General features: G+C 66.6%; 22 protein-coding genes. 11 read left to right on the top strand and 11 right to left on the bottom strand.

The window, feature by feature from the left end:
* Positions 1-7: 7 nt before the first annotated feature.
* Positions 8-1,396, bottom strand: coding sequence for an MFS transporter (locus tag K5880_RS04315; protein ID WP_297649147.1), 1,389 nt, complete (start codon positions 1,394-1,396; stop codon positions 8-10).
* A 64-nt stretch (positions 1,397-1,460) separates the two neighbouring features.
* Here K5880_RS04315 and K5880_RS04310 point away from each other — a divergent pair, with 64 nt between their 5' ends.
* Positions 1,461-2,327 carry a M48 family metallopeptidase gene (locus tag K5880_RS04310; protein ID WP_297649146.1) on the top strand — a complete coding sequence of 289 codons (867 nt, stop codon included), beginning with the start codon at positions 1,461-1,463 and terminating at the stop codon, positions 2,325-2,327.
* 14 nt (positions 2,328-2,341) lie between these two features.
* On the opposite strand, the gene K5880_RS04305 is transcribed toward K5880_RS04310, so the two are convergent.
* The 3 genes from K5880_RS04305 to K5880_RS04295 are packed head-to-tail and all read right to left on the bottom strand — an operon-like array spanning position 2,342 to position 5,646.
* Positions 2,342-3,019, bottom strand: a complete 678-nt coding sequence (locus K5880_RS04305; RefSeq protein ID WP_297649144.1) for a hypothetical protein — start codon at positions 3,017-3,019, stop codon at positions 2,342-2,344.
* Between the two features lie 27 nt (positions 3,020-3,046).
* Positions 3,047-3,442, bottom strand: coding sequence for a hypothetical protein (locus K5880_RS04300; protein WP_297649142.1), 396 nt, complete (start codon positions 3,440-3,442; stop codon positions 3,047-3,049).
* 59 nt (positions 3,443-3,501) lie between these two features.
* Entirely contained in the window at positions 3,502-5,646 is a 2,145-nt protein-coding gene (locus K5880_RS04295; protein WP_297649140.1) for a carboxypeptidase-like regulatory domain-containing protein, read from the bottom strand.
* 180 nt (positions 5,647-5,826) lie between these two features.
* On the opposite strand from K5880_RS04295, the gene K5880_RS04290 reads away from it, so the two are divergent.
* From K5880_RS04290 to K5880_RS04280, 3 genes are all read left to right on the top strand, one after another.
* Complete coding sequence (locus K5880_RS04290; protein ID WP_297649138.1) at positions 5,827-7,695, top strand: hypothetical protein; 1,869 nt, start codon at positions 5,827-5,829, stop codon at positions 7,693-7,695.
* 193 nt (positions 7,696-7,888) lie between these two features.
* Positions 7,889-8,896 (top strand): phosphatase PAP2 family protein, encoded by a 1,008-nt coding sequence (locus K5880_RS04285; RefSeq protein ID WP_297649136.1) that lies wholly within the window; start codon positions 7,889-7,891, stop codon positions 8,894-8,896.
* 9 nt (positions 8,897-8,905) lie between these two features.
* The gene (locus K5880_RS04280; protein ID WP_297649134.1) at positions 8,906-10,858 is read left to right on the top strand and encodes a hypothetical protein; all 1,953 of its coding nucleotides are present in this window, start codon (positions 8,906-8,908) and stop codon (positions 10,856-10,858) included.
* Between the two features lie 15 nt (positions 10,859-10,873).
* On the opposite strand, the gene K5880_RS04275 is transcribed toward K5880_RS04280, so the two are convergent.
* Together K5880_RS04275 and K5880_RS04270 are read right to left on the bottom strand one after the other, a co-directional pair.
* Positions 10,874-11,647, bottom strand: a complete 774-nt coding sequence (locus K5880_RS04275) for a LuxR C-terminal-related transcriptional regulator (RefSeq protein ID WP_297649132.1) — start codon at positions 11,645-11,647, stop codon at positions 10,874-10,876.
* 128 nt (positions 11,648-11,775) lie between these two features.
* A complete protein-coding gene (locus K5880_RS04270; RefSeq protein WP_297649130.1) occupies positions 11,776-12,414 on the bottom strand; it encodes an MBL fold metallo-hydrolase in 639 nt (212 codons plus the stop codon).
* A 51-nt stretch (positions 12,415-12,465) separates the two neighbouring features.
* Between K5880_RS04270 and K5880_RS04265 the strand changes: the two genes are divergently transcribed.
* Positions 12,466-12,936: a DM13 domain-containing protein gene (locus K5880_RS04265; protein ID WP_297649128.1), complete on the top strand. Its 471-nt coding sequence runs from the start codon at positions 12,466-12,468 to the stop codon at positions 12,934-12,936.
* Between the two features lie 3 nt (positions 12,937-12,939).
* On the opposite strand, the gene K5880_RS04260 is transcribed toward K5880_RS04265, so the two are convergent.
* Positions 12,940-13,734, bottom strand: a complete 795-nt coding sequence (locus K5880_RS04260; protein WP_297649126.1) for an exodeoxyribonuclease III — start codon at positions 13,732-13,734, stop codon at positions 12,940-12,942.
* A gap of 10 nt (positions 13,735-13,744) precedes the next feature.
* Here K5880_RS04260 and pyrE point away from each other — a divergent pair, with 10 nt between their 5' ends.
* Positions 13,745-14,464, top strand: a complete 720-nt coding sequence (gene pyrE / locus K5880_RS04255; RefSeq protein WP_297649124.1) for an orotate phosphoribosyltransferase — start codon at positions 13,745-13,747, stop codon at positions 14,462-14,464.
* 35 nt (positions 14,465-14,499) lie between these two features.
* Positions 14,500-15,168, top strand: a complete 669-nt coding sequence (locus K5880_RS04250; protein ID WP_297649122.1) for a DUF4124 domain-containing protein — start codon at positions 14,500-14,502, stop codon at positions 15,166-15,168.
* A gap of 24 nt (positions 15,169-15,192) precedes the next feature.
* Here the strand turns inward: K5880_RS04250 and gatB are convergent, their stop codons facing one another.
* Genes gatB through gatC form a run of 3 tightly spaced genes read right to left on the bottom strand, consistent with a single transcriptional unit; the run spans position 15,193 to position 18,439 of the window.
* The gene (gene gatB, locus K5880_RS04245; protein WP_297649120.1) at positions 15,193-16,650 is read right to left on the bottom strand and encodes an Asp-tRNA(Asn)/Glu-tRNA(Gln) amidotransferase subunit GatB; all 1,458 of its coding nucleotides are present in this window, start codon (positions 16,648-16,650) and stop codon (positions 15,193-15,195) included.
* 2 nt (positions 16,651-16,652) lie between these two features.
* Complete coding sequence (gatA, locus tag K5880_RS04240) at positions 16,653-18,143, bottom strand: Asp-tRNA(Asn)/Glu-tRNA(Gln) amidotransferase subunit GatA (RefSeq protein WP_297649118.1); 1,491 nt, start codon at positions 18,141-18,143, stop codon at positions 16,653-16,655.
* Entirely contained in the window at positions 18,140-18,439 is a 300-nt protein-coding gene (gene gatC / locus K5880_RS04235) for an Asp-tRNA(Asn)/Glu-tRNA(Gln) amidotransferase subunit GatC (RefSeq protein ID WP_297649116.1), read from the bottom strand. The genes gatA and gatC overlap by 4 nt, the downstream gene beginning before the upstream one ends.
* 269 nt (positions 18,440-18,708) lie before the next feature.
* Here gatC and K5880_RS04230 point away from each other — a divergent pair, with 269 nt between their 5' ends.
* The 4 genes from K5880_RS04230 to mrdA all read left to right on the top strand — a co-directional run bounded on the left by K5880_RS04230 (position 18,709) and on the right by mrdA (position 23,411).
* Positions 18,709-19,752 (top strand): rod shape-determining protein, encoded by a 1,044-nt coding sequence (locus tag K5880_RS04230; protein WP_297649113.1) that lies wholly within the window; start codon positions 18,709-18,711, stop codon positions 19,750-19,752.
* A gap of 61 nt (positions 19,753-19,813) precedes the next feature.
* A complete protein-coding gene (gene mreC / locus K5880_RS04225; protein ID WP_297649111.1) occupies positions 19,814-20,761 on the top strand; it encodes a rod shape-determining protein MreC in 948 nt (315 codons plus the stop codon).
* Entirely contained in the window at positions 20,758-21,288 is a 531-nt protein-coding gene (gene mreD, locus K5880_RS04220; RefSeq protein ID WP_297649109.1) for a rod shape-determining protein MreD, read from the top strand. The genes mreC and mreD overlap by 4 nt, the downstream gene beginning before the upstream one ends.
* A 143-nt stretch (positions 21,289-21,431) precedes the next feature.
* Positions 21,432-23,411: a penicillin-binding protein 2 gene (gene mrdA / locus K5880_RS04215; RefSeq protein ID WP_297649107.1), complete on the top strand. Its 1,980-nt coding sequence runs from the start codon at positions 21,432-21,434 to the stop codon at positions 23,409-23,411.
* 1 nt (position 23,412) lies between these two features.
* Here the strand turns inward: mrdA and K5880_RS04210 are convergent, their stop codons facing one another.
* Positions 23,413-24,174: a TSUP family transporter gene (locus tag K5880_RS04210; RefSeq protein WP_297649105.1), complete on the bottom strand. Its 762-nt coding sequence runs from the start codon at positions 24,172-24,174 to the stop codon at positions 23,413-23,415.
* Positions 24,175-24,264 lie beyond the last annotated feature (90 nt).

The raw sequence follows: 24,264 nt of genomic DNA, 5'->3' as shown, positions 1-24,264 counted from the left end.
GCGCGTCTCAGGTCTTGTCCACCGGGGCCAGGCGCGTGGCCAGCCAGATCAGCCCCAGCACGGGCACGCCCAGGCAGGCGGTCGCGGTGAAGAAGGTGGCGTAGTCGTAGGCGTCGACAAAGGCGCCCGAGTAGCCGGCAAGCCACTTGGGCGCGAGCAGCATCATCGAGCTGAACAGCGCGTACTGCGTGGCCGAGTAGCGGATATTGGTCAGCCCTGACAAATAGGCAATGAAGGCCGCCGAGGCCACGCCCGCGCTCAGGTTGTCGGCCGAGATCACCAGCACCAGCGCGGTCACGTCGTGCCCGTGGCCGGCCAGCCAGGCGAACAGCAGGTTGCTCGCGGCCGACAGGATGGCGCCGAGCATGAGCACGCGCATCACGCCCAGGCGCAGCGAGAGCGCGCCGCCGATGAAGGCGCCCACCAGCGTCATGATGACGCCGAACACCTTGGTGACGGCCGCCACCTCGTCCTTGGTGTAGCCCATGTCGACATAGAACGGGTTGGCCATGATGCCCATCACCACGTCGCTGATGCGGTAGACGCCGATCAGCGCCAGGATCAGCAGCGCCTGCCGGCCGTAGCGCTTGAGGAAATCAGCGAACGGTTCGATCAGCGCGCCGCGCAGCCAGTCGGCCGCATTGCGCGCCGGCGGCAGGGCCACGCGAGCCGGCTCGCGCGAGAACAACACGGTCAGCACACCCACCAGCATGCTCACGGCCATCACCAGGTAGGCCGTGGTCCACGCACCCTGCTGGTACAGCACACCCGGCGCGGCGCCCGCGTTCGCCACCGCCGGCGCCACCTCGGCGCGCGCGGCGATCCACAGCACGCCGGCGCCGGCCCAGATCATGGCCAGGCGATAGCCGGTCTGGTAGGTCGCAGCCAGTGCGCCCTGGTGGCGCACGTCGGCCGACTCGATGCGGAAGGCGTCCAGTGCAATGTCCTGCGTGGCCGAGGCGAACGCCACCGCCAGCGCGCACCACACCACCAGCGTGAGTTCGCTGCGCGGATCGGCCAGCGCCATGCCCACCAGCGACAGCATGATGAAGCCCTGCGACAGCAGCAGCCAGCTGCGCCGCCGGCCCATCCAGCGCGTGAGCAGCGGAATCGGCAGTCGGTCCACCAGTGGCGCCCAGCACCATTTGAAGCCATAGGCCAGTCCGACCCAGCTCAGATAGCCGATGGTGGTGCGGTCCAGCCCGGCCTCGCGCAGGCGAAAGCTCAGCGTGCCCAGCACCAGCAGCAATGGCAGCCCGGCGGAAAACCCCAGCGCGAACATGCGCAGGCTGGCCGGCTCCAGGTAGACGCGCAGGGTCTCGCCCCAGGTGGGCCGCGCGGGCGCCTGGGGTTCTTCGGCGGCGGCGCTCGTCGGCAGCGTGGGCGGTGGGGACATGCGGGAGTGGGGTGAACGGTGACGCGGGCGGGCGCAAGCGCCCGGCTTTGACTATTATTCACGCATGTGCCTGCTCTGCGACCTGAAGTCTTCCCAGCCCTCTGCCACGCAGCCTGAACACGTGTGGTCGGCCCGGCGCGCCTTTGTGCTCGCAGGCGCCACGGCGGCGGGGACCGCCGCGCTGCCCGCGGTGGCCCAGGTCGACGTCGGCGCTGGCTCCGCCCTGCGCAATCTGGTGCCTGCCGCGGAGCTTGAAAACGCCGCCGGCCAGCAGTACGGGCAGATGATGGCCGAGGCCAGCGCCAAGAAGGTGTTGATGCCCGCCAGCCATCCGCAGGTGCAGCGCCTGCGCGGCATCGCGCAACGCATCATTCCCCATTCGGCGCAGTGGAACGACCGGGCCCGGCAGTGGAAATGGGAAGTGAACCTGATCCAGAGCGCGCAGGTCAACGCCTTCTGCATGCCCGGCGGCAAGATCGCGTTCTACACCGGCATCCTGGACAAGCTGGGCCTGAGCGACGACGAGACCGCGATGATCATGGGCCATGAAATGGCGCATGCGCTGCGCGAGCACGCCCGCTCGCGCGTGGCCAAGAGCAGCGCCACCGGCATGGGCCTGTCCATCGTCGCGCAACTGCTGGGCCTGGGCCAGCTCGGTGACGTGGCCGCGAACCTGGGCACGCAACTGCTCACGCTCAAGTTCAGCCGCGAGGACGAGACCGAGGCCGATCTGGTCGGCCTGGAACTCGCAGCCCGCTCGGCCTTCCAGCCGCGCGCCGCCGTGAGCCTCTGGCAGAAGATGACCGCCAACGGCGGCGGCGCCGGCCCGGGCTTCCTCTCCACCCACCCCAGCGGCCCCAACCGCATCCGCGAGCTGGAGGCCAACGTGCCGAAGGTGCAGGGGTTGTACGAGCAGGCGCGGCGCGGCTGAACACCAACCTCACCTCATTTCAGTAGCGGTGCTGCCCTCTGAATTTCGACTGCCGTGCGTCGGGCATCTTCGGCCGCCGTGCGACTGGATTGCAGCGACTTCTCCGCCGCCTTCGCCTGTTCCATGGCGACATCGCGGGCGTTTTCGGCACGAACGGCAGACAACTCGGCTTTTCGCGCCTCTAGGTGCGGAATTTCCGCAGCGATCAACTCCTTGGCGTTGTTCAGCACCTTGGCGTACTCAGTGACAAACTGCCCCTTGTCCAGCGCCCCATTGAGATAGGCTTGGCACAAAGCGTAGGCTGTATCGCGTTGATATTGAATCCCCTGTGATCTGAAGAAGAGGCTGGAGACAGCCGTCGCCAACGACCGGTCCCATTCCAGGCTGGCGTCGGTTTCTGTTGTCCCCTTCTTGACTGAGGCTTCCGCAATCGCCTTGATCGAACTCACCAGAGATTCGGCGACATCTGGCGAGGGCTCTGCGCAAATTCGCTGAGCCGCGCCATCTTCCACCTGTTCAAACAGAATGACCCTTCGCTCGGCCGTGACGGCCAGCGCGCCGGTTCGTTGCCCTGCCCTGCCCTCGATCACGGGCAGCTCCTTCGGCGACGTCAAAGCGGCACACCCACCCAGCAAGGCCTGTACACCCACACTGCCAAGCAGGAGAAGTCTGCGTGTCGTTGCGATTTTCATGATGCATCTCCGGTGTGATGACCGACATCAGCGAGCAGCGTCGAACGCCACCACCTCGCCGGTCGAGCCGCGCTTGAGATAGAGCCGGCTGGGGCTCACGCGCATCTCGGAGCAACCACTGGGAAAGCGGCCCTCGAATTCGATACAGACACGGTTGTCCTCCGCGCGCCAGCGGCCCTGGTCCGTCTGGCCATTGCTCAGCCGCATGGCGAAGCGCCCGTCCGCTGCGTAGTTCATGTCCCAGCCTGTGCCGTTGGCCTGGCGCGCGACAAAGCCGCGTCCGCTCAGGCGCTCCTTGAGCACCTGCGCGTTGGCCGGTTGTGCGTCCGGCGGAAACTCCTTGGGAACGCCGGGCCCCGGTGTGGCACAGCCGGCTGCGATGGCGCAGAGACCCGAAAGGATGGCAATCTTGAGTGTTTTCATGACATGGCTCCTGGTGAAAACCCGGTGTGGGGCGTTGAGAGGCTGATGCAAGTCGAACGTCACGGAAGGCGCCGGTACAGCGCATACAGGTTGGCCTGCTCCACGCCGCGGTCGGTCCGACCCCAGAGGTCGATGGAGTGGATAACGCTACCGGCGTTGAAGCGGCCGGTGCTGTTGCCGCTGCCGTCGAGCTCGCAGTGGGCGTCGGCGGCGCTGGCGCGCGCACAGAAGATGCGCGTGGTCCTCATGGATGTGCGCACGCTCTGGCCATCGTTGAAGCGCTGGGTGATGACGCCATCGGTGTAGCTGCCGTTCACGAGCACGCTGGTCGGCGTCAGCGCGCCCGAAGGCACGCTCCAGTAGTTCAAGGGGTCGCCCGGCTGCGTGGGCTGCAGCTCGATGACATCCGGCGCGTCGAAGGGAATGCCACCACGCGCGGCATCGATGTCGGCGCGCATCATGCCCACCACCTCTGGCACGAAGGCCGCCCAGGTCATGGCCTGAACCTCGGGCAGTGTCCGCGCGCGCGACTGTGTGGTGTGCCATTGCGTGGCGTCGGGTGTACTGCTGGCGTTGCCTGCCAGGAAGAAGTCCAGGCGCCATTTGCCCTGGTTGGGAATCGCCTGGATTTGTTCGCTGGTCCACGGCTGCGGGTTGCCTGCCGCGTCGCGCGCAAAGACGCGCCCTGTTTCCAGGTCCGCCAGGTCGGTGCCCGAGGGGCCCACGCTGCCACCGCTGAAGTAACCCCATTGCAGGTTGATCACCGAGGTGGACGACACCGTCCCGTTGGTCAACCGGTAGTTCAGGCGGTCGAGCCCGGCGGCGGGCCAGACCGTGAGAACGCGCCCACCGGGCGAGGTGAACTGCACGCGGTCGAACAGGGGGTTACCCGCGCCATCGAGGTGGTTGCGCACCCAGGTGTTGTAGCCGGTGGAGAAGTAGCTGAAGTCGCTGGAGTCGGCCTCCAGGAACTCCCGCCGCTGCACATAGGGCCGCACATGGGCGTCGTAGGCGTACTGGTTGCCGATGAAGTGAAAGCGATCGTTCTGCATGCGCACCACGCCTTGCTCCCAGCCCTGGTTGCCCAACAGGTCGCGCCAGCGGAAGGTGAACACCACGTCACCCGCGTGGGCGCCGTCGCGCGTGTATTCGTACACCGGCTGGTCGTAGGTCAGGGCATTGGGCACACCCGCCGGGCCACTGGTGTCGCGGTTGCCGAACATGCCGGAGAAGGCAGCGCCGGGCCCTGCACGGTAGCCGTTGCTCAGGTAGCTGGCCGGGTCGCCGTCGACGAACAGGCCGGTGCAGGCGCTGGCGATCAGGCTGTGCGGCGTGGTGGCGGTGTTCACGCGCATCGCATGCGGCAGGTTGTAGCAGGCGCCCATGCGCTGCAGCAGGTCGGCCAGCAGCGGCGCCACGCCGTCCACGGGCAGCGCCGCCGGCGTCACGCTGGCCATGTTCTGCGTGACCGGATTGCCGCCCCCGGCAATGACCACCGACGCGGGCTGCACATCGTCGCCATTGAGCCGGATTTCGGCGGAGACCACGAAGACGCCGTTCGCATCGGGACCCATCTGCACGTCCAGCACATCCAGCGCCCTGTCCAGGCCGGTGCCATCGGCCACGAAGGCACCGGTGATCGGGTTGACGGTCGTGCCCACCGCATCGAACAGCGGCTGCAGCGCGGCCACGATCTCGGCCAGCGCGGCCTGCAGTGAGGCAGGGTCAAAGTCGCCCGGCTGCAGGGTGTGAGGATTGCCGCTGGGCGAAAGCGCCGCCGCAATCAGCGTGGTGATGGGCGTGACGTTGACGGTGTCACCATCCTGGGCCTGGTCCAGCATGCTGACGTGGGTCAGCCCGCCATCGGCCGGCGTGGCCGAGAACACCAGCGGCGCCTGGGCGCCGGCCCGCAGGCCCAGCGTGAAACGTCCGTCGGCACCGGTGGTGCAGGCGACCACCGCGTTCGACGCATCGCGACAGACCTGCACCTCGGTGCCAGTGGCGTCGAACACGACGATGGTGGCACCGACCATGGGCGCGCCCGTGGCGGCGGTGCCCGAAAGAAAGACCGATTCGGTGGGTGCGGGAGGTGGATCACCACCGCCGCCGCCGCAGGCAGCCACCAGCAGGACGACGGGCGCGATCACGGATCGCACGATGAGTTGTGCCGACCGTGGGTCAGGAAGTAGGTGCAGAAATGACATGGCGGTGCTCCTTGTGATGTGGGCCAGGACGACAGGAGCATTGCAACTGCGGAGTCCTCTCCCTGCACCCTCCCGATTGGGTGGTTTCCGCTCAGGCCTCTCCCCAATCGGGGGTGGGTTTCGACCGATCTGGTGTACCTGCGTCTTGCCTGCAACCGAGACCATCCAGACAATGAGCCCATGCCCAAGCACAAGCCCCTGCCGCGCTCTGACGAAGCACCACCATCCGTCCGCGACCTTCGTGATGCGCCGAATGACCCCAACGGCGCCTACGCAGGCCGGTCTTCCAACGAACCCACGACCAAGGTGCTGCTAATGCTAGAGCTGGCGCATGCGCTGCAGTTGATGGTCCATGACGAGCCCGGTGTACTCGCGCGGTGGCAGGTGTTTTCGAGTAAAGCGGCGGCCTTGATGGGCCGCAACGGTGGTCGCATCTACATGACGTTGAACCAAGGCCTGCTGGCGGGCTTTGACACAGGGCGGGATGCCGTCCGCGTGGCCTGCGCCTTGCACAAGCTTGTCCGCCCTGCCAACCGGGATCATTCCTTGGAGCAGCAAATGCATGTGCGCATTGGCCTGCACGCAGCGCAGGTCTATGTTGCCGACGGTACCGTCGCAGGACTGGGTGTCCATCTGACGGCGCAACTAGCGTCTTTGGCAGGCCCGGGTGAAACCATCGCCAGCAGCAGCGCGCGCGACCTGCTGACCGAGGGACTGGACGCAGAGATCGATGATCTTGGGGACTGCTATCTCAAGCACCTCCCTGCGCCGATTCGTGCCTTCCGTCTTGGCCCGCCCGGGCCACATCTCCAGGTGACGGCCCCCACGAACGCAGAGGCACCGCAGCCGGCCATCGCGGTGATCCCGTTTAAGGCCGGCACCAACGACCCGCGCTACTTCGCTGTGGGTGAGCTGGTGGCCGACCGGGTCATCTCCCAACTGGGGCGGTCGCGGCACGTGGAGGTCATCTCCCGCTTGACGGGCACCGCTTTTCGCGATCGCGACGAGGACCCTGCGCAGATCCACGCCTACCTGCAATCACGTTATGTGCTGACGGGCAGCTACAAGGTCGTGGGGACCAGCCTCAGCGGCCTCCTGGAGTTGCAGGTCAGGTTGACCGACACCCGGTCCATGGAGGTGGTCTGGTGTGACGACATGCAGGGCAGCGTGGGCGATCTGCTCTCGCTGGAGAGCGAACTGGTGCACGCCATCGCCACAGGCGCCCACCACGCGATCCTTTCTGCGCATGTGTCCGCCGCGCTGCAGCAACCCATCAGCTCGCTAGACAACTACACCCTGCTCCTCGGAGGCATCACCCTGATGCACCGTTCGACGAACCAGCAGTTCCAGTTCAGTCGCGATGCGCTGATGGCGCTGCTGGAGCGAGATCCGACACTGCATGTGGCCAACGCCTGGCTAGCCAAGTGGTACGTGCTGCAGGTCACGCGCGGTCTGACGAACTACCCCGCGCAGAACGCCGGCGTCGCCCGGCACCACGCGCAACTCGCGCAGGAATCGCCCGAGGCCAGGAGTCTGGCCCTGGCGATGGAAGGCTTTGTGTACCTGCATCTCGATCGCGACTTCGGCAAGGCCGTGGAGCGCATCGAGTCAGCCCTGCACATCAATCCAAGCGAACCCCTGGCCTGGCTCTTCAGTGGCGTGGCACACACCTTCCTCAACCATGTGGATGCGGCGCTGGCCGCCAGCCAGAAGGCGTTGGCGCTGTCGCCCATGGACCCCCTCCTGTATTACTTCGAATCGCTGGCGGCTTCTAGCGCCATCGTGGCGGGTCAGTATGAGCACGCCATCGCCCTGTGCAGACGCTCACTGCGGCGCAACGTCACCCACCTGCACACGCACCGCGCTCTGGTGACCGCATGCTGGCTGGCCCAGCGGCACCAGCAGGCCAGGGAAGCGGCCCACAACCTGCTGCGGCTGTCGCCCGACTACACGGTAACAGCCTTTACGAAGTCTTCGGCCAGCGCTGCCACCGAATTCGGACGGCTCATGAGCAGCGCACTGGGCGAAGCCGGCATACCCGCGGCATAGGGCCGCGAGGTTCTGGCATCCACACCACAGGGAGGCAGACATGTCAGGCATAGGCGGAAGCACTTTGGGGGGCAGCAATCTGACGCTGGGGGGATCCGGAGGATCGGGAGGGTCTGGCGGGTCGGGGGGTTCCGGCGGAAGCGGTGGGTCTGGCGGCTCGGGCTCGCTTGCCGATGGCTTCGCCAACCCGCTCGTGGCCACCGCGCTGATCATGAGTCGGGACGGGACCATGGTGCGCGACAGCCACCTGTCCAGTGGCGCGCAGTGTCTCAAGGCACATCCACAGCTGGACGACCCCGCCACACTGCTGCGCTGGGACCGCTGGGTCCGGGCCTCGCTGGTACAGAGCGCACTCAACGAAGGGCTCTCATTCAGCGCAGACATGCCCGACGGCATCGTGCTGCAGTATGGCGGCCAGGCTCTGTTCGCCCTGCAGCGGCCTTCCGTCGAATGTTTCACCGCGCAGTTGCCGCTGGTGGAGTGCTGGGCCCAACTGCGCGAGGACCGCATGGCGGAGATCCTCGCGCAGATCGACAACCAGACGGCGTTCATTGCCGCCGTCACGGGTCTGAACCTCGAACGACACCGATGGACCTTTGAGTGGCTGTCGGCGGCCCTGTCGCTGGTCATACCGGTGGAGGTGCGTTTCAAGCACGCCCTGGGATGCCAACGTCCGGTGGAGTATTCGCCTCAGATCCAGCCCATCATCACCACCCCGGGTCACGGTACCTATCCCATGGGCCACGCGGCGCAGGCCTTCATGCTGGCCGACATCCTCCAAAGTCTGTTGTGCCTTGGAGACGCACACCCCACTGCCGTGCAGCTGCAAAGGCAGGCAGTGCGCATCAGCGTCAACCGGGTCGTTGCGGGCGTGCACTTTCCCATCGACGCCATCCCGGGACGCTGGCTCGGGCGCACCATGGCCGAGTTCTTCCTCCGCAAATGCGGAGTGCAGCAAGTCGTCGAAGCAAGGGCATGCCTGTTTGCCGATCTTGAGGTATGTGCGGCGGCTCGTATGGACTTCCCCAATGCGAGGGCCAATCCGGAATCGTGCCCTTTGCCAGCGCCCTGTGTGGCAACCAAGTTCGAGGCCGAGATCGAGACATCTCCCTTGCTGGAGACCCTCACCGCGTTGGCCCTGCAGGAATGCGGCAGGGCCACAAACTCCAGGGCGTGCCCATTGCCACCCGCAGGCCGATGAAGACCGCCCATGAACACCTTCCCACTGTTTTTCAAGGGCTTGGCCGACGCCTACCTCGAATGGGCACGCCAGACCGGCTTTCGCCACTTCCACAAGCTGCGCTCGTCCGACGCGGTCGCAGACCGGATCGCCCTGCTGTTCGCTTTGCGGCCAGAAATGCGGATTCGGACCCCGACAGGCAACGAAGCCAGCCAGCGTGTCGCTTTGCTGCGCGCAGTGCTGGATGGCCCACCGGAAGGGGCTGAAGCCGGCTATGAGTTCCGATCCGCGAGCGTGCCTATCAAGCTGCTCGAACAGCTTGGCCAGCAGGACTTGCTCAAGGCCATATTCACCAAGATCGAACTGGCTTCGCCCGTGGCGGCCTCCCGGATCGACGAAAGCTTCCCCGGCCTGCCCCCGCTGAATACTGGCGACCTCTTGCTGGGCATCATCGATGACGGCTGTCCGTTTGCACGACCGGAGTTCGTATCGCGGGTGCATCGCCTGTGGGATCAGAACCCCGTCCAGCCGATAGCCGAAGACCCCGACTCCTATGGCCGGCGCTGGGTCGCGAAAGAGCTGTCTACCGCCATCGAGACATTTCCTCACGACGACATCGCCGCCTACGAGTTCTTGCGACTACTGAACATGCGCCGCCGGGCCACGCACGGCGCGCATGTGATGGATGTGTTCGCGGGGCCGGTGCCGGTGAGCTCGCGCGTGAGTCCATCGCGCCTGCGCAGCGAGCATGCTCACGCCGATGGCAGTTCCTCGGAAGCACCCATCTGGGACCAGGCCGACGACCCGGCGAGCCGCGCACCCATCGTGTTCGTGCAACTGCCGGAAACTGCGGTGGATGACCCGACCGGGCGCTGGCTGGGTCGCCAGGTGTTAGACGGGCTGGACTACATCATCGATCAAGCGGGCAAGGCAATCCCGCGCATCGTGGTGAACATCAGCTGGGGCCCGCAGACCGGCCCACGTGATGGCAGCAGTCTGCTCGAGAAGGCGTTCGCCGAGCGGCTTGAAAGCGAAAGCCGGTTGAGCATCGTTCTGCCTGCCGGCAACAGTTTTGAGGCCAGGGCCCACGCCCAGTTTGAACTGAAATCGGGTTGCAAGTCGCTGGCCTGGCACGTGCCCCCCGGAGGCGACACCCCTTCGTTCCTGGAGGTGTGGTGGCCCGACGGCACTGATATGGGGGAGGTGGGCATCACCGTCACATCCCCATGCGGGGAGAAACTGGCGTTTGTGCAAAAACAAGAGGAGGGCGGGATTGTTTCAACTCAAGACAACAGCTGGGGCATCACCGTCGTGCCGCATGGGGAGCGCATCATGGCGTTGCTTGCTTTGGCGCCAGGTTTCTCCCATGGCAACGAAGCGACTTCGGCATCCGGCACCTGGTTGATCGATGTCGATCACGCGGGGCACAGCCATGTCGCCGACAAGCAGGTGCACATCTACGTCGCGCGCAGCAACGCCAACATGGGGGGGAAGCGCCGCACGCGCGACTCCTATCTGTTCGATGCCGACTACGATCCCGATCGGCATGTGCGCCCCAGTAGATCGGACAACGACGCGAGCATCGTGAAGCGCGAAGGCACGCTCAACGGGATTGCCGGTCCGAACACCCCAGGTTCGGGCCCTTTGGTGGCGGCGGGCTATGTGCTGTCCAGAGAAGTGACCATCGCGGCGCCCTACTCGTCATCTGGTCCCCAGTCGGAATCCCCCCCCGGTCGTCGCCCCGACTGGGCCTTGCCCACCGACGAAAGCCATTTTTTGCCCGGCTTGCTGGCTGGCGGCGTGCGCAGTGGTTCGGCCATCCGACTGGTCGGTACAAGCACCGCGGCTCCCCAACTGGCCCGCAAGATCGCGAATGGCGAAGTGAACGAACCCCCGCCACCCGATCCGCCCAACGAAGGCGAACGACCACCGGCCCCACCAGCCCCAGATCCACGACTGGGCAGAGGGACTCTTCCGATATAAGTCCCTAACCGTCGATCAGAACGTCTTGATCGAGGACACCACAGGGGGCAGCACCGAGACCTTGTTGAGCAATTCCCGCATGCTGTTCGACTGGGTCTTGATGCGCAGCTGTTTGACGTGGCTGCGCACGGTGGACACGGCCAACCCGCGCTCGCGCACGATGTCGTCAACGTCCATGCCTTTCGCCAGCGCTGCCAGAACCGCTTCCTCGGTACGCGTCAGCCCGTAGCTCTGAGCAAAAAAGTGCAGGCTGATCTGCTCACACAGCATTTGCCGGCAGGTGATGGCCAGCACGGGAAGCGGCTTGGGAAAACACTCAGCTGGATGGCCCATCGGCACCAGCGCAATGCTGGTGCCCGATTGCACTGCATCCTCCGACCGCAAGTCCACCATGCTGCGTATTCCTTTGCCAGCGCGCGCGATAGCGCTCTGCAACGCCGACTTGCAAGCGGCCAGCCGAGTGTCGAGGCGGCCGTTGTTCAGGTGCAGCAACTGCCCGCGCCCCAATTCGACGCGCGCAAGATGGTTGATGTGCCAGACGCAATGGTCACCATCCAGCAGGATCACGCCGTAATCGATCTCATCGAGCACGCGCATCAGGTACATCTGCAACGGCGCCATGCCGAGCCCACCCCCCACGGGTGCAAATGCCATCGCCATAGTGGGCGACGAGGGCGTGCGTTGCTCCAGTTGCGCCTGGTTTGTCATTGAGCCCGGAAAGCCCTGCGCTTGGGTCATATCGCCCTGCAACTGCAAACCCGATGAGGCAATACTGTCTCGCTGTGACATTTGGGACGTCCAGTGGTTGCGCGCCCCAGCTTAAAGGGCGTCGCAACACTTCGTCAACACGTGATGGACGCCACCGAAGACGCTCTTTCCAGTCCGCGTTACCTCATGCATCAAAACGGCTCGGGACTTCAACGCTCCGAGACGTATGGATTGCTCCGCCGCTCCTCCCCGAACGTGCTCTCCGGCCCATGCCCCGGTATGAACACCGTCTCGTCCCCCATGGGCCAGAGCCGCTCGCGGATGCTGTCCAGCAGTTGTTGGTGGTTGCCCTGAGGGAAATCGGTGCGACCGATGCTGCCGGCGAACAGCACGTCGCCCACAAACGCGCGCTTCGCCTCGGGTGAATGAAAGACTACATGCCCTGGCGTGTGGCCCGGGCAGTGGCGCACGTTCAGGGTGCAGCGGCCAATCTGCACCGTGTCGCCATCGGCGAGCCAGCGGGTGGGCGTGAAGGCTTCGGCGGGAGGAAAGCCGAACATCGCGCCCTGCTGCGGCAGGCCGGTGATCCAGAACTGGTCACCCGGATGCGGGCCGATGATGGGCAGATCCAGCTGGCGCGCGAGTTCGGCCGTGCCGCCGGCGTGGTCGATGTGAGCATGGGTCTGCCAGATCGCCTTCAGGTTCAGGCCCAGGCGCTTGACCTCGGCCAGCAGACGGTCGAGATCGCCACCGGGATCGATCACCGCCGCGTCCATCGTCTCGTCGCACCAGACGATGGAGCAGTTCTGCGCGAACGCGGTGACGGGGACGGTGAGGTATCGCAGCATGGTGGTCTGAAAAGTCCCCGATTCTAGGTGGCGTGGTGTACAACCGGCCGCATGAAGAAAGCCCTGCTCCTGCTCGTCTCGCACGCCCTGGTTGCCCTGGCGGGCTTTGCTGCGGGCATCTACCTGCTGCCGATCCTGATCGCGCCGGATTCGCCCGAAGCGGCCGAGGTCAGTGCACTGGCAGAGAAGGCGCAGTTCACCGGCCAGTTCCGCCGCGACCTCGCGGGCAGCGACGCCCTGCACTGGGGCGAAGGCACGGTGTCGGTGGGGCCGACAGCGGTGGCGCTGATGGGGCGCCTGGCGCCGGGGCCGGACTACAAGCTCTACCTGTCGCCTGCGTTCGTTCAGGACGAAGCGGAATTCCACCGCGTCAAGGCCGACGCGCTGCGCGTGGGCGATGTGAAGACGTTCGAGAACTTCGTCGTCGCGCTGCCCGCTGGCGTCGATCTCATGGCATACAACACGGTGGTGGTGTGGTGCGAGACCTTCCGCGAATTCATCTCGGCAGCGCAGTACCGCTGAGGCTCAGAGCGTGAAGTCGTAGCCGATCGTGATCGGCGCGTGGTCGCTGAACTTCTCGCCCTTGTAGATCGCCTCGCTGCGCGCCAGTGCGGCCATGGCCGGCGTCGCCAGGTGGTAGTCCAGCCGCCAGCCCACATTGTTCGCGTAGGCCTGGCCCCGGTTGCTCCACCACGTGTAGCAGGCGTCGGTGGTGTCGGGCTGCAGGCGGCGGTAGACGTCGACCATGCCACCTTCGTCCAGCAGCCTGGTCATCCAGGCGCGTTCCTCCGGCAGGAAGCCGCTGTTCTTCTGGTTGCTGCGCCAGTTCTTCAGGTCCTTCTCCTGGTGCGCGATGTTCACGTCACCACACAGGATGAACTCGCGCCCACCGTCCTTGAGCGCCTGCAGGTGCGGAAAGAAGGCGTCCAGGAATCGGTACTTGGCTTCCTGGCGCTCCGGCCCGGAGGAGCCGCTGGGAAAGTAGACGCTGAGGATGGAGAGCTTGCGCCGGGGGGTGTCGAAGCGCAGCTCGGTGAACCGCCCTTCGGCATCGAACTCCGGCGAGCCGAAACCGATGACCACCTCGCTGGGCTCGTGCCGCGTGTACACCGCCGTGCCCGAGTAACCCTTCTTCTGCGCGAAATGGAAGTGTCCCTTCAGGCCAGCAAGCTCCTCGAAACGACCACTCACATCGGCCGCCTGGGCCTTGACTTCCTGCACGCAAATACAATCGGGCGCGTGAGTGGTCAGCCACTTCTCCAGCCCCTTGGTGGTGGCGGAGCGGATGCCATTGAGGTTGAGGCTGGTCAGTTTGAACAAGGATGTCTCCATGGTGTCGGGTACAAGCACGGCGCAGGCCGACGCGCCGGTTGATGCGGCGCTGGCGCAGGAATTCGTGCAGTTTTGCGTGGACGCCGGCGCGCTGCGCTTTGGCGAATTCAAGACCAAGGCCGGGCGCATGAGCCCGTATTTCTTCAACGCCGGGCTGTTCGACGACGGCGCCAAGCTGGGCCGGCTCGCGCAATTCTATGCAAAAGCCCTGGTGGCCAGCGGCATCGGATTCGACATGATTTTCGGCCCGGCCTACAAGGGCATTCCGCTCGGTGCGGCGGTGTCCATCGAGCTCGCGCGCCTGGGTCGCAACGTGCCCTTTGCCTACAACCGCAAGGAAGCCAAGGACCATGGCGAAGGCGGCAGCCTGGTGGGCGCGCCGCTCAAGGGGCGCGTGCTGATCGTGGACGACGTCATGTCCGCCGGCACCGCCGCGCGCGAGTCGATCGCGCTGATCCGCGCCGCGGGCGCGACGCCGCACGCGATCGCGATCGCGCTGGACCGCCAGGAAAAAGCCACCGAGGTCGGACCCGACGGGCAGGTACGCGACGTGGAACACAGTGCCGTGCAATATGTCCAGCACGCGCTGGGCATGCAAGTTTGTACGATTGCGAGGCTGGCCGATTTGCTGCAGTATCTGTCGGACCACACGGGCGGCGAGCAGGACGCGCACCGCGAACGCGTGCTCGCCTACCGCCAGCGCTATGGCGTATCCTGATACCCCACTCCCTACCCATGTATCACCGCCCGTCCATGCTTTCCCTGCCACGCGCTGGCCTGTGGGCCGCCAGCGGTGCCCTGCTGCTGGGTGCAGGCCTGTGGAGCACGGGGGTGCAGGCACAGATCTATACCTGTGTGGACGCCAAGGGTCGCCGTCTCACGTCGGATCGCCCCATCGTCGAATGCCTGGACCGGGAGCAGCACCAGCTGGGCAACACCGGCACGATCGTTAAAACCCTGCCACCGAGCTACACCGCCGACGAGCGCGCCCAGCTTGAAGCCCAGCGCAAGCTCGAGGCCGAACAGCGCGCCCGGGTGCTGGAAGAGCGGCGGCGCGAACGCGCCCTGCTGATCCGCTACCCCAACCAGGGCGTGCACGACAAGGAGCGGGCCGAGGCGCTGGCGCAGATCGACGAGGTGATCGGCGCGGTCCACAAGCGCGAGCTGGCCCTGGTGGCGCAACGCAAGGAGATCGATGTCGAACTGGAGTTCTACCAGAGCGACGTGAGCAAGGCGCCCAGCTGGTTGCGGCGCAAGTTTGAGGACAACGAAAAGCAGATGGTGGTGCAGAAGCGCTTCCTGGACGAGCAGGCCCAGGAGAAGCAGCGCATCAATGCGCGCTTCGACGAGGAACTGGCCAAGCTGCGGCAGCTCTGGGCCGCTGCGGGCGTGCGCACTGGCAGCGCCGCGACCTCGCGCTGACGCGGCGGCGCGTCTCCTGCCTGATCAGCCGAGTTTCTGGCGCAGCAGGTCGTTGACCTGCTGCGGGTTGGCCTTGCCCTTGCTCGCCTTCATGGCCTGGCCGACCAGGGCGTTGAAGGCCTTTTCCTTGCCGGCGCGGAACTGGGCCACCATCTCTGCGTTGGCAGTCATCACCTCGTCGATGATCTTCTCGATGGCACCGGTGTCGCTGACTTGCTTGAGGCCCTTGGCTTCGATGATGGCGTCGACCTCGCCGTCCTGACCGGTCCACAGCGCATCGAACACCTGTTTGGCCGCGTTGTTCGACACCGTGCCATCGGCAATGCGCCCTATCAGCGCAGCCAGCTGCCGGGCCTGCACCGGCGCGTCGACGATATCGCGCTCCTCGTTGTTGAGCCGGCGCGACACTTCCCCCATCACCCAGTTGCTCACCATCTTGGCCTGGCCGCTGGCTTTCGCCGCCACCTCGAAGTAGGCCGCCATCGCCGGGCTCTGCGTGAGCGTGGTGGCGTCGTACTCGGGCAGGCCGTACTGCCGCACGAAACGTTCGGCCATGGCGCGGGGCAGTTCGGGCATGGCGGCCTTCACCTCCTCCACCCACGCCCGCTCGATCACCAGCGGCGGCAGATCCGGGTCGGGGAAGTAGCGGTAGTCGGCTGCATCTTCCTTGGTGCGCATGGCGCGCGTCTCGCCGGTGTCGGGATCGAACAGCACAGTGGCCTGCTGGATCGAGAAGCCGTCTTCGATCTGCTCGATCTGCCAGCGCACTTCATAGTCGATGGCCTGCTGCATGAACTTGAAGCTGTTCAGGTTCTTGATCTCGCGCCGCGTGCCCAGCGGCGCGCCCGGCTTGCGCACCGACACGTTGGCGTCGCAACGGAACGAGCCCTCCTGCATGTTGCCGTCGCAGATGCCGATCCAGGTCACGATCTTGTGCAGCTCCTTGGCGTAGGCCACGGCCTCGGCGCTGGAGCGCATGTCGGGTTCGGTCACGATCTCCAGCAGCGGCGTGCCGGCGCGGTTGAGGTCGATGCCGCTCTGGCCGACGAAGTCCTCGTGCAGCGACTTGCCCGCGTCCTCCTCCAGATGCGCGCGCACCAGGCGCACGGTCTTCTTCTCGTCACCGAGGAAGAAGCCTACCTCGCCGCCCTGCACCACCGGGATCTCGAACTGGCTGATCTGGTAGCCCTTGGGCAGGTCGGGGTAGAAGTAGTTCTTGCGCGCGAACACGCTCTGCTCGGCGATGTGCGAGCCCAGCGCCAGTCCCAGGCGGATGGCGCAGGCCACGGCTTCGCGGTTCATCACCGGCAAGGTGCCGGGCAGGGCCAGGTCGACCGCGCAGGCCTGGGTATTGGGCTCGGCGCCGAAGGCCGTGGGCGCACGGCTGAATATCTTGGATTGCGTGGCGAGCTGGGCGTGGGTCTCAAAGCCGATCACGACTTCGTAGCCCTGGACCAGGAGGGAGGCTGTCTTGTTGCTCATGGTCAGAAGCCCGTGGGCGTGCGGGTGTGCCAGTCGGTGGCCTGCTGGAAGGCGTGCGCGGCCTGCAGCAGCGGGCCTTCCTGGAAATGGTTGCCCAGGAGTTGCAGGCCCACGGGCATGCCGCCCGCACCGAAGCCGGCGGGCACGCTCATGCCGGGCAGGCCGGCCAGCGAGCCGGGCAGCGTGAAGATGTCGGCCAGGTAGTTGGCCACCGGGTCGTTGCTTTTTTCGCCGATGGTCCAGGCCACGGTGGGCGCGACCGGGCCGGCGATCAGGTCGCACTGCGTGAAGGCCTGCTGGAAGTCCTGCGCGATCAGGCGGCGGATCTGCTGCGCCTTGAGGTAGTAGGCGTCGTAGTAACCATGGCTCAGCACATAGGTGCCGATCATGATGCGGCGCTGCACCTCGGGGCCGAAGCCTTCGCTGCGCGACTTCTTGTACATGTCGATCAGGTCGCCGTACTGCGCGGCGCGGTGGCCGAACTTCACGCCGTCGAAGCGGCTGAGGTTGGAGCTGGCTTCGGCGGGGGCGATGATGTAGTAGACCGGGATCGACAACTCAGTGCGCGGCAGCGACACATCCACCAGCGTGGCACCCAGTTTTTGGTATTCCGCCAGCGCCGTGCGCACGGCGGCGATCACGTCGGGCGCGCAACCCTCGCCGAAGAACTCCCGGGGCAGGCCGATGCGCAGGCCCTTGAGCGGCAGCGTGGCGGTCGCGCCTTCGCGGGGTTTTCCGAGCAGGGCGGTGTAGTCCTCGGCCGGGTGGTCCAGGCTGGTGGAGTCGCGGTCGATGTCCGGCCCGGCCATGGCGCTCAGCAACGCGGCGCAATCGGCGGCGCTGCGCGCCATCACACCGGCCTGGTCCAGGCTGGAGGCGAACGCCACCATGCCGTAGCGCGAGCAGCGGCCGTAAGTGGGCTTGATGCCGGTGACGCCACAGAAACTGGCGGGCTGGCGGATCGATCCGCCGGTGTCGGTGCCGGTGGCGGCAGGCAGCAGGCGCGCGGCCACCGCCACCGCCGTGCCACCGGACGAGCCTCCTGGTACGCGCGAGGCATCCCAGGGGTTGTGGGCCACCGCGTAGGCCGAGTTCTCATTGCTGCCGCCCATGGCGAATTCGTCGCAGTTGAGCTTGCCCAGCGTCACAACGCCCTGCGCCGCCAGGCGCTGCACCACGGTGGCGTCGAACGGGCTCTGGTAACCCTGCAGCATCTTCGAGCCGGCGGTGGTGGCGAAGTCCCTGGTGACGAAGATGTCCTTGTGCGCGACCGGCACGCCCAGCAGCGGCGTGCGCTCGCCCGCGGCCAGGCGAGCGTCGGCCGCGCGCGCCTGGGCCAGGGTTGCCTCTTCATTGACGGCCAGGTAGGCGCCCAGGGATTCGTGCTGTTTCGCGCGCGCCAGCAGGTGCTGGGCGGCCTCGACGCTGCTGGTCTTCTTGCCGGCGATGGCGGCCGCCAGTTCGGCCACGCCCATCTCGTGAAGCGCCCTCATTCGATCACCTTGGGCACGAGGAACAGGCCGCGCTCGACTGCAGGCGCGCTCTTCTGGTTGGCCTCGCGGTCGTTGGGCTCGCTGGCCACGTCCGGGCGCAAGCGCAGCGAGACGTGGTCGATCACGGCCGTGGGGTGCGCCAGCGGCTCGACACCGGTGGTGTCCACCGCGTTCATCTGCTCGACGATGTCGAAGAAGCCATTGAGCTGGGCAAGCAGGGTTTCGCCATGGGCCGGCGAGAGCTCCAGGCGCGCCAGGTTCGCGATGCGCCCGATGTCGGACAGGGTCAGGGACATGACAGAACGGTTCCGGGTGGATGAGGGTGCCGCACCAGGCGCGGCGTTCGCGGCTGAAACGGCTTGTAAGCGGGCAAATTGCGCCCCAATTGCGTGCAGTTGTGCACAGGGGATACGGTATTATCCAAGGTTTGACGGCATGGCCTCGTGCCGTCGCGGTTTTCGCCTTGAAATCAACCACTTAGAACCGATGCCCGGCCAGCCTCCCGGCCCCATACCCGGCGACGAGCGCGCGCAGCCGCGCCCGTGCCCCACAGGATCCACGCACCATGTTTGAAGCTTTCCGTCGGCAGTTTTCGACCGACCTGGCGATCGACCTCGGCACCGCCAACACCCTCATCTACGTGCGCAACAAGGGCATCGTGCTCGACGAACCTTCGGTGGTCTCGATCCGCCACGAAGGCGGCCCGCAGGGCAAGAAAACCATTCAGGCGGTGGGCCACGAAGCCAAGGCCATGCTGGGCAAGGTGCCGGGCAACATCGAGGCCATCCGACCGATGAAGGATGGTGTGATCGCCGACTTCACCGTCACCGAGCAGATGCTCAAGCAGTTCATCAAGATGGTGCACCCGCGCTCGATGTTCAAGCCGAGCCCGCGCATCATCATCTGCGTGCCCTGCGGCTCCACCCAGGTCGAGCGCCGCGCCATCCGCGAATCCGCCCTCGGCGCGGGCGCCTCCGAGGTCTACCTGATCGAGGAGCCGATGGCTGCGGCCATCGGTGCCGGCCTGCCGGTGTCGGACGCCTCGGGCTCCATGGTGGTCGACATCGGCGGCGGCACCACCGAAGTGGGCGTCATCAGCCTGGGCGGCATGGTCTACAAGGGCAGCGTGCGCGTCGGGGGCGACCGGTTCGACGACGCCATCATCGCCTACATCCGCCGCAACTACGGCATGCTGATCGGCGAGCCCACAGCCGAAGCCATCAAGAAGGAAATCGGCTCGGCCTTCCCTGGCAGCGAAGTCAAGGAGATGGAGGTCAAGGGCCGCAATCTCTCCGAAGGCGTGCCGCGCAGCTTCACGATCTCCAGCAACGAGATCCTCGAAGCCCTGACCGATCCGCTGAACAACATCGTCACCGCCGTGAAGATGGCGCTGGAGCACACGCCGCCCGAGCTGGGCGCCGACATTGCCGAGCGCGGCATGATGCTCACCGGTGGCGGCGCGCTGCTGCGCGACCTCGACCGCCTGCTGGCCGAGGAAACCGGCCTGCCCGTGCTGGTGGCAGAAGAGCCGCTGACCTGCGTGGTGCGCGGCTGCGGCATGGCCCTGGAGCGCATGGAGCGCCTGGGCACCATCTTCACCAGCGAGTAAGCCTGCGCGCGGGCCACGGCACCGCGCCAGCCACCCCACCGACCGGACCCGAACGAGCGCCATGCCACTGGGCACCCTGGACCGTACACCGCCCCCGTTCTTCAAACAGGGTCCGTCGGCCCTGTCCAAACTGGTGGTGTTCAGCGCCCTGGCCCTGTTTCTCATGGTGGCCGATCTGCGCTTCCGTATCACGGTACCGATCCGCACCGCAGTGGCCGCCGTGCTGTACCCCGTGCAATGGCTGGTGCTGCAGCCGGTGCAGGCTGTCTCCGCGGCGGGTGGCTACTTCACCTCGCTGCATGCCGCACAGGCCGGCGAGGCCGACGCGCTCAAGCGGCTGGCCGAGCAGGCCGAGCGCAGCCTGCAGCTTGAACAGATCACCCTGGAGAACCAGCGCCTGCGCGAACTGCTGGCCATGCGCGAGCGCACCGGCAACAGCGCCACCGGTGCCCAGGTGCTGTACGACGCGGCCGACCCGTATTCGCGCAAGGTCGTGATCGACCGCGGCCAGACCCACGGCGTCGAGGCGGGCTCGCCCGTGATCGACGAGAGCGGGGTGCTTGGCCAGATCACGCGCGTCTATCCGCTGGTGTCGGAGGTCACCCTGCTGATCGACCGCGATCAGGCGATTCCTGTGCTCAACACGCGCACCGGCGTGCGCAGCGTGGCCTACGGACAACCCTCGACCGCCGGCGACGGGCTGGAGCTGCGCTATACGCTGGCCAGCGCCGACATCGCCCAGGGCGACCTGCTCACCACCAGCGGCGTGGACGGCGTGTACCCCGCCGGCCTGCCGGTGGCGCGCGTCACCTCGGTGGAACGTCAGGCGGAGTCGTCGTTCGCCCGCATCCGTTGCGAACCGCTGGCGCGCATCAATGGCACGCTGCATGTGCTGGTGCTGCGCCCGGCGGCGGCCGCTCAGCCGCCATCGCCTTGGGCAGCACAGCCGCAGCCAGTGGCCGCCCCGCCGGCGGGCACTGCCACGCCCGGACGGAGCAGTGCGCCATGATCATGCGACCCGGCCAGCAACTGCTGCTGCCCGCCAACCCCGCCTTCATCTGGTTCAGCCTGATCGCAGCGCTGATGTTCAACATGTTGTTGAACATGGGGCTGTTCGGCCGCGCCGCCTGGGTGCCCGACCTGCTCGCGGTGGTGCTGGTGTTCTGGAGTGTGCACCAGCCCTTGCGCATCGGCGTGGGCGTGGCGTTCGCATTCGGCCTGGCGATGGACGTGCACCAGGGCGCCCTGCTCGGCCAGCACGCGCTGGCCTACACCGCCCTGGGCTTTCTCGGCATCTCGATGCACCGGCGCCTGCTCTGGTTCGGCGTGCCCAACCAGGCGGTGCAGGTGCTGCCCCTGTTCCTGGCCGCGCACGCGCTTGAACTGCTGGTGCGCCTGGCCGCTGGAGGCAGCTTCCCCGGTGTGCCCTACTTGCTCGCGCCGGTGATCGAAGCCACGCTCTGGCCGGTGGTGAGCGTGCTGCTGCTGGCGCCGCAGCGCCGTGCGCCGAACCCTGACGACAACCGGCCGCTGTGACATGAAACATCCCCGCGCCGCCTCCGGCGTCACCCCCTCAAGGGGGCGCTCGCAGCGGCCCGGCAAAGCCGGTTCCGCGCAAGCCCTGCCCGGCGAGCGCCTGGCGCGCCACGGATCGTGCCCCTTGCGGTAAAACGAGAACCATGACAGAGATCCGCAACGTCGAAGCCGACCTGGCGCAGTTCCGCGCCCGGGTGCTGCTGATCGGTCTGGCGGTGGTGTTTGCGTTCGGGCTGATCGCCGCGCGCATGGTGTATCTGCAGGTGATGCGCCACGACGACCTGCTGGCGCAGGCCGAGAGCAACCGCACCGCCGTACTGCCGGTGGTGCCCAATCGCGGCCAGATCCTGGACCGCAAAGGCCGGGTGCTTGCCACCAACTACTCGGCCTACACACTGGAGATCACGCCCTCGCGCGTGGAAGACCTCGACGCCACCATCGCCGAACTGGGCAAGCTCGTGGAGGTCACGCCGCGTGACCAGCGGCGCTTTCGCAAGCTGCTGGAAGAATCGCACCGCTTCGACTCCTTGCCGCTGCGCACCCGCCTGAGCGACGAAGAGGTGGCGCGCTTCACGGTGCAGCGCTACCGCTTCCCGGGGGTGGAAGTGCGCGCGCGGCTGCTGCGCCAGTACCCCAACGGGGAAACCGCCAGCCATGTGATCGGCTACATCGGGCGCATCAACCAGCGCGAGACCGCCGCGATTGCCGACTGGCCGGAAGAGGACCAGGCCAACTACCGCGGCACCGAGTACATCGGCAAGCTCGGTGCGGAACAGAGCTACGAGCGGGAGTTGCACGGCACCACGGGCTTCGACCGGGTGGAAACCTCGGCCGGCGGGCGCGCCGTGCGTTCGCTGGCCAACACGCCCGCCACCCCGGGCAACACCGTGGTGCTGTCGATCGACATCCAGCTGCAGAAGCTGATCGAGGACATGTACGGCGAGCGGCGCGGCGCACTGGTGGCAATCGACCCACGCTCGGGTGAAGTGCTGGCCTTCGTGAGCAAACCGACCTTCGACCCCAACCTTTTCGTCGACGGCATCGACGTGGAAAACTGGCGCGCGCTCAACGAGTCGGTGGACAAGCCGCTGCTGAACCGCGCGCTGCGTGGCACCTACCCACCGGGCTCCACCTACAAGCCCTTCATGGCCCTGGCGGCGCTGGAAACCGGCTTGCGCAGTGCCAGCACCTCCGTCAACGACCCCGGGTTCTGGATGCTCGGTGGACACCGCTTCCGCAGCCACGATGAAGGCGGTCTGGGCGCGGTGGACATGAAGCGCAGCATCGTCAAGTCCAGCAACGTCTACTACTACTCGCTGGCCCACGAGATGGGCGTGGACGCCATGCACGATTTCATGCAGCCACTGGGTTTCGGCCAGATCACCGGCATCGACCTCAGGGGCGAGGTGCGTGGCGTTTTGCCCAGCCAGGCCTGGAAGCGCAACAACTACAAGCGTCCCGAGCAGCAGCGCTGGTACCCGGGCGAGACCATTTCGCTGGGGATCGGCCAGGGTTACAACAGCTTCACAATGCTGCAGCTCGCGCAGGCCATGGCCACGCTGGCCAACGGCGGCGTCAAGTACACGCCACACCTCATCAAGGCGACCGAGAACGTGATCACGCGCGAGCGTGTGCCGCAGGCGGTCCTGCCCGCGGAAGACCTCGGCTTCAAGCCCGGGAACGTGCGCACCGTGCTCGAAGCCATGCAGGCGGTGACGACCGAGGGCACCTCCACCCGTGTGTTCGCAGGAGCGGGCTACGCCAGCGGGGGCAAGACCGGCACCGCCCAGGCCGTGACCATCGGCCAGAAGGATCGCTACGACGCGCGCAAACTGGAGGAGCACCAGCGTGACCACTCGCTCTACATCGCCTTCGCCCCGGTGGACCAGCCGCGCGTGGCGCTGGCGCTGGTGGTGGAGAACGCCGGCTTTGGATCGGCGCATGCCGCACCCATCGCGCGCCGCGTGTTCGACTACCTGCTGATGGACCAGTACCCCAATCCGCAAGACCTCGCCGCCGTGCGCCTGGGACAGGCCAGCGCACCCATCGGCACGCCACTCAGGGCCAGCGCGATGCCCTGGCCGCCGGAAGCCCCGGCGCCAGCGCCGGCCACCGCACCCTGAGTCAAGCCCTGATCCAGGCGTCGTAGGTGGTCTTCAGGATCAGCGCGAAGACGACGACGATGAACACCCCGCGCACGAAGCCGCTGCCGTGTTTGAGCGCCAGCCGCGTGCCGAGCACGCTGCCCAGCACATTGGCCACGGCCATGGCCAGCACGAAGTGCCACCACACATGGCCTTTCCAGGCAAACAGCAGCAGCGCAGCCAGGTTGGAGGCGGTGTTGAGCAGCTTGGCGCTGGCGCTGGCGTGCAGGAAGTCGTAACCCAGCCAGCGCACGAACAGGAACACGAAGAAGCTGCCGGTGCCGGGGCCGAAGAAGCCGTCGTAGAAGCCGATGGTGGCGCCCAGCACGCAGGCCGCAGCCGCCTCGCGCCGACCCTCGAAGCGCGGCGCGTGGTGGCGCCCCAGCTCCTTGCGCGCCAGGGTGTAGCCCAGCACGATCAGCAACACCAGCGGCAGGGCGCGGCGCAGGAAGTCGGGCGAGATCACGGTGACGGTCCAGGCGCCCGCCATCGAACCGACAAAACCGACAGCGGCGGCGGGCAGCAGCGCATGCCAGGGCATCTGCACGCGCCGTGCGTACTGCAGCGTCGCGGCGGCCGTGCCCCAGACCGAGGCGCCCTTGTTCACGCCGAACAGCGTGGCCGGGTGGGTGGCGGGAAACATCGCGAACAGTGCGGGCACCAGAATGAGGCCACCGCCGCCCACGATCGAATCCACGAAGCCGGCAAACAGCGAGGCCAGCGAGACAAGCAGCAGTTCCATGCCGGGGATTGTCACCGCGAGCCGGTGGCGCCCTGGCGCCGGCGTGACGCGGCGCACGGCACCGGCGAAAAAAAACCGACCCTTTCGGGT

It is taken from the genome of Hydrogenophaga sp., from assembly GCF_025699295.1.
GTDB lineage: Bacteria > Pseudomonadota > Gammaproteobacteria > Burkholderiales > Burkholderiaceae_C > Hydrogenophaga.
The sequence above is the reverse complement of the archived record's forward strand: the minus strand, read 5'-3'. Positions and strand labels throughout refer to the sequence as shown.

Bases quoted from the DNA above. Each gene is read 5' to 3' on its own strand.
- pyrE (WP_297649124.1), top strand. From the start codon at position 13,745: ATGGTGTCGGGTACAAGCACGGCGCAGGCCGACGCGCCGGTTGATGCG.
- mreD (WP_297649109.1), top strand. From the start codon at position 20,758: ATGATCATGCGACCCGGCCAGCAACTGCTGCTGCCCGCCAACCCCGCC.
- K5880_RS04305 (WP_297649144.1), bottom strand. From the start codon at position 3,019: ATGAAAATCGCAACGACACGCAGACTTCTCCTGCTTGGCAGTGTGGGT.
- gatA (WP_297649118.1), bottom strand. From the start codon at position 18,143: ATGAGGGCGCTTCACGAGATGGGCGTGGCCGAACTGGCGGCCGCCATC.
- mreC (WP_297649111.1), top strand. From the start codon at position 19,814: ATGCCACTGGGCACCCTGGACCGTACACCGCCCCCGTTCTTCAAACAG.
- K5880_RS04310 (WP_297649146.1), top strand. From the start codon at position 1,461: ATGTGCCTGCTCTGCGACCTGAAGTCTTCCCAGCCCTCTGCCACGCAG.
- K5880_RS04230 (WP_297649113.1), top strand. From the start codon at position 18,709: ATGTTTGAAGCTTTCCGTCGGCAGTTTTCGACCGACCTGGCGATCGAC.
- K5880_RS04280 (WP_297649134.1), top strand. From the start codon at position 8,906: ATGAACACCTTCCCACTGTTTTTCAAGGGCTTGGCCGACGCCTACCTC.
- K5880_RS04250 (WP_297649122.1), top strand. From the start codon at position 14,500: ATGCTTTCCCTGCCACGCGCTGGCCTGTGGGCCGCCAGCGGTGCCCTG.
- mrdA (WP_297649107.1), top strand. From the start codon at position 21,432: ATGACAGAGATCCGCAACGTCGAAGCCGACCTGGCGCAGTTCCGCGCC.
- K5880_RS04265 (WP_297649128.1), top strand. From the start codon at position 12,466: ATGAAGAAAGCCCTGCTCCTGCTCGTCTCGCACGCCCTGGTTGCCCTG.
- K5880_RS04295 (WP_297649140.1), bottom strand. From the start codon at position 5,646: ATGTCATTTCTGCACCTACTTCCTGACCCACGGTCGGCACAACTCATC.
- K5880_RS04290 (WP_297649138.1), top strand. From the start codon at position 5,827: ATGCCCAAGCACAAGCCCCTGCCGCGCTCTGACGAAGCACCACCATCC.
- K5880_RS04300 (WP_297649142.1), bottom strand. From the start codon at position 3,442: ATGAAAACACTCAAGATTGCCATCCTTTCGGGTCTCTGCGCCATCGCA.
- gatC (WP_297649116.1), bottom strand. From the start codon at position 18,439: ATGTCCCTGACCCTGTCCGACATCGGGCGCATCGCGAACCTGGCGCGC.
- K5880_RS04210 (WP_297649105.1), bottom strand. From the start codon at position 24,174: ATGGAACTGCTGCTTGTCTCGCTGGCCTCGCTGTTTGCCGGCTTCGTG.
- K5880_RS04315 (WP_297649147.1), bottom strand. From the start codon at position 1,396: ATGTCCCCACCGCCCACGCTGCCGACGAGCGCCGCCGCCGAAGAACCC.
- K5880_RS04270 (WP_297649130.1), bottom strand. From the start codon at position 12,414: ATGCTGCGATACCTCACCGTCCCCGTCACCGCGTTCGCGCAGAACTGC.
- K5880_RS04275 (WP_297649132.1), bottom strand. From the start codon at position 11,647: ATGTCACAGCGAGACAGTATTGCCTCATCGGGTTTGCAGTTGCAGGGC.
- gatB (WP_297649120.1), bottom strand. From the start codon at position 16,650: ATGAGCAACAAGACAGCCTCCCTCCTGGTCCAGGGCTACGAAGTCGTG.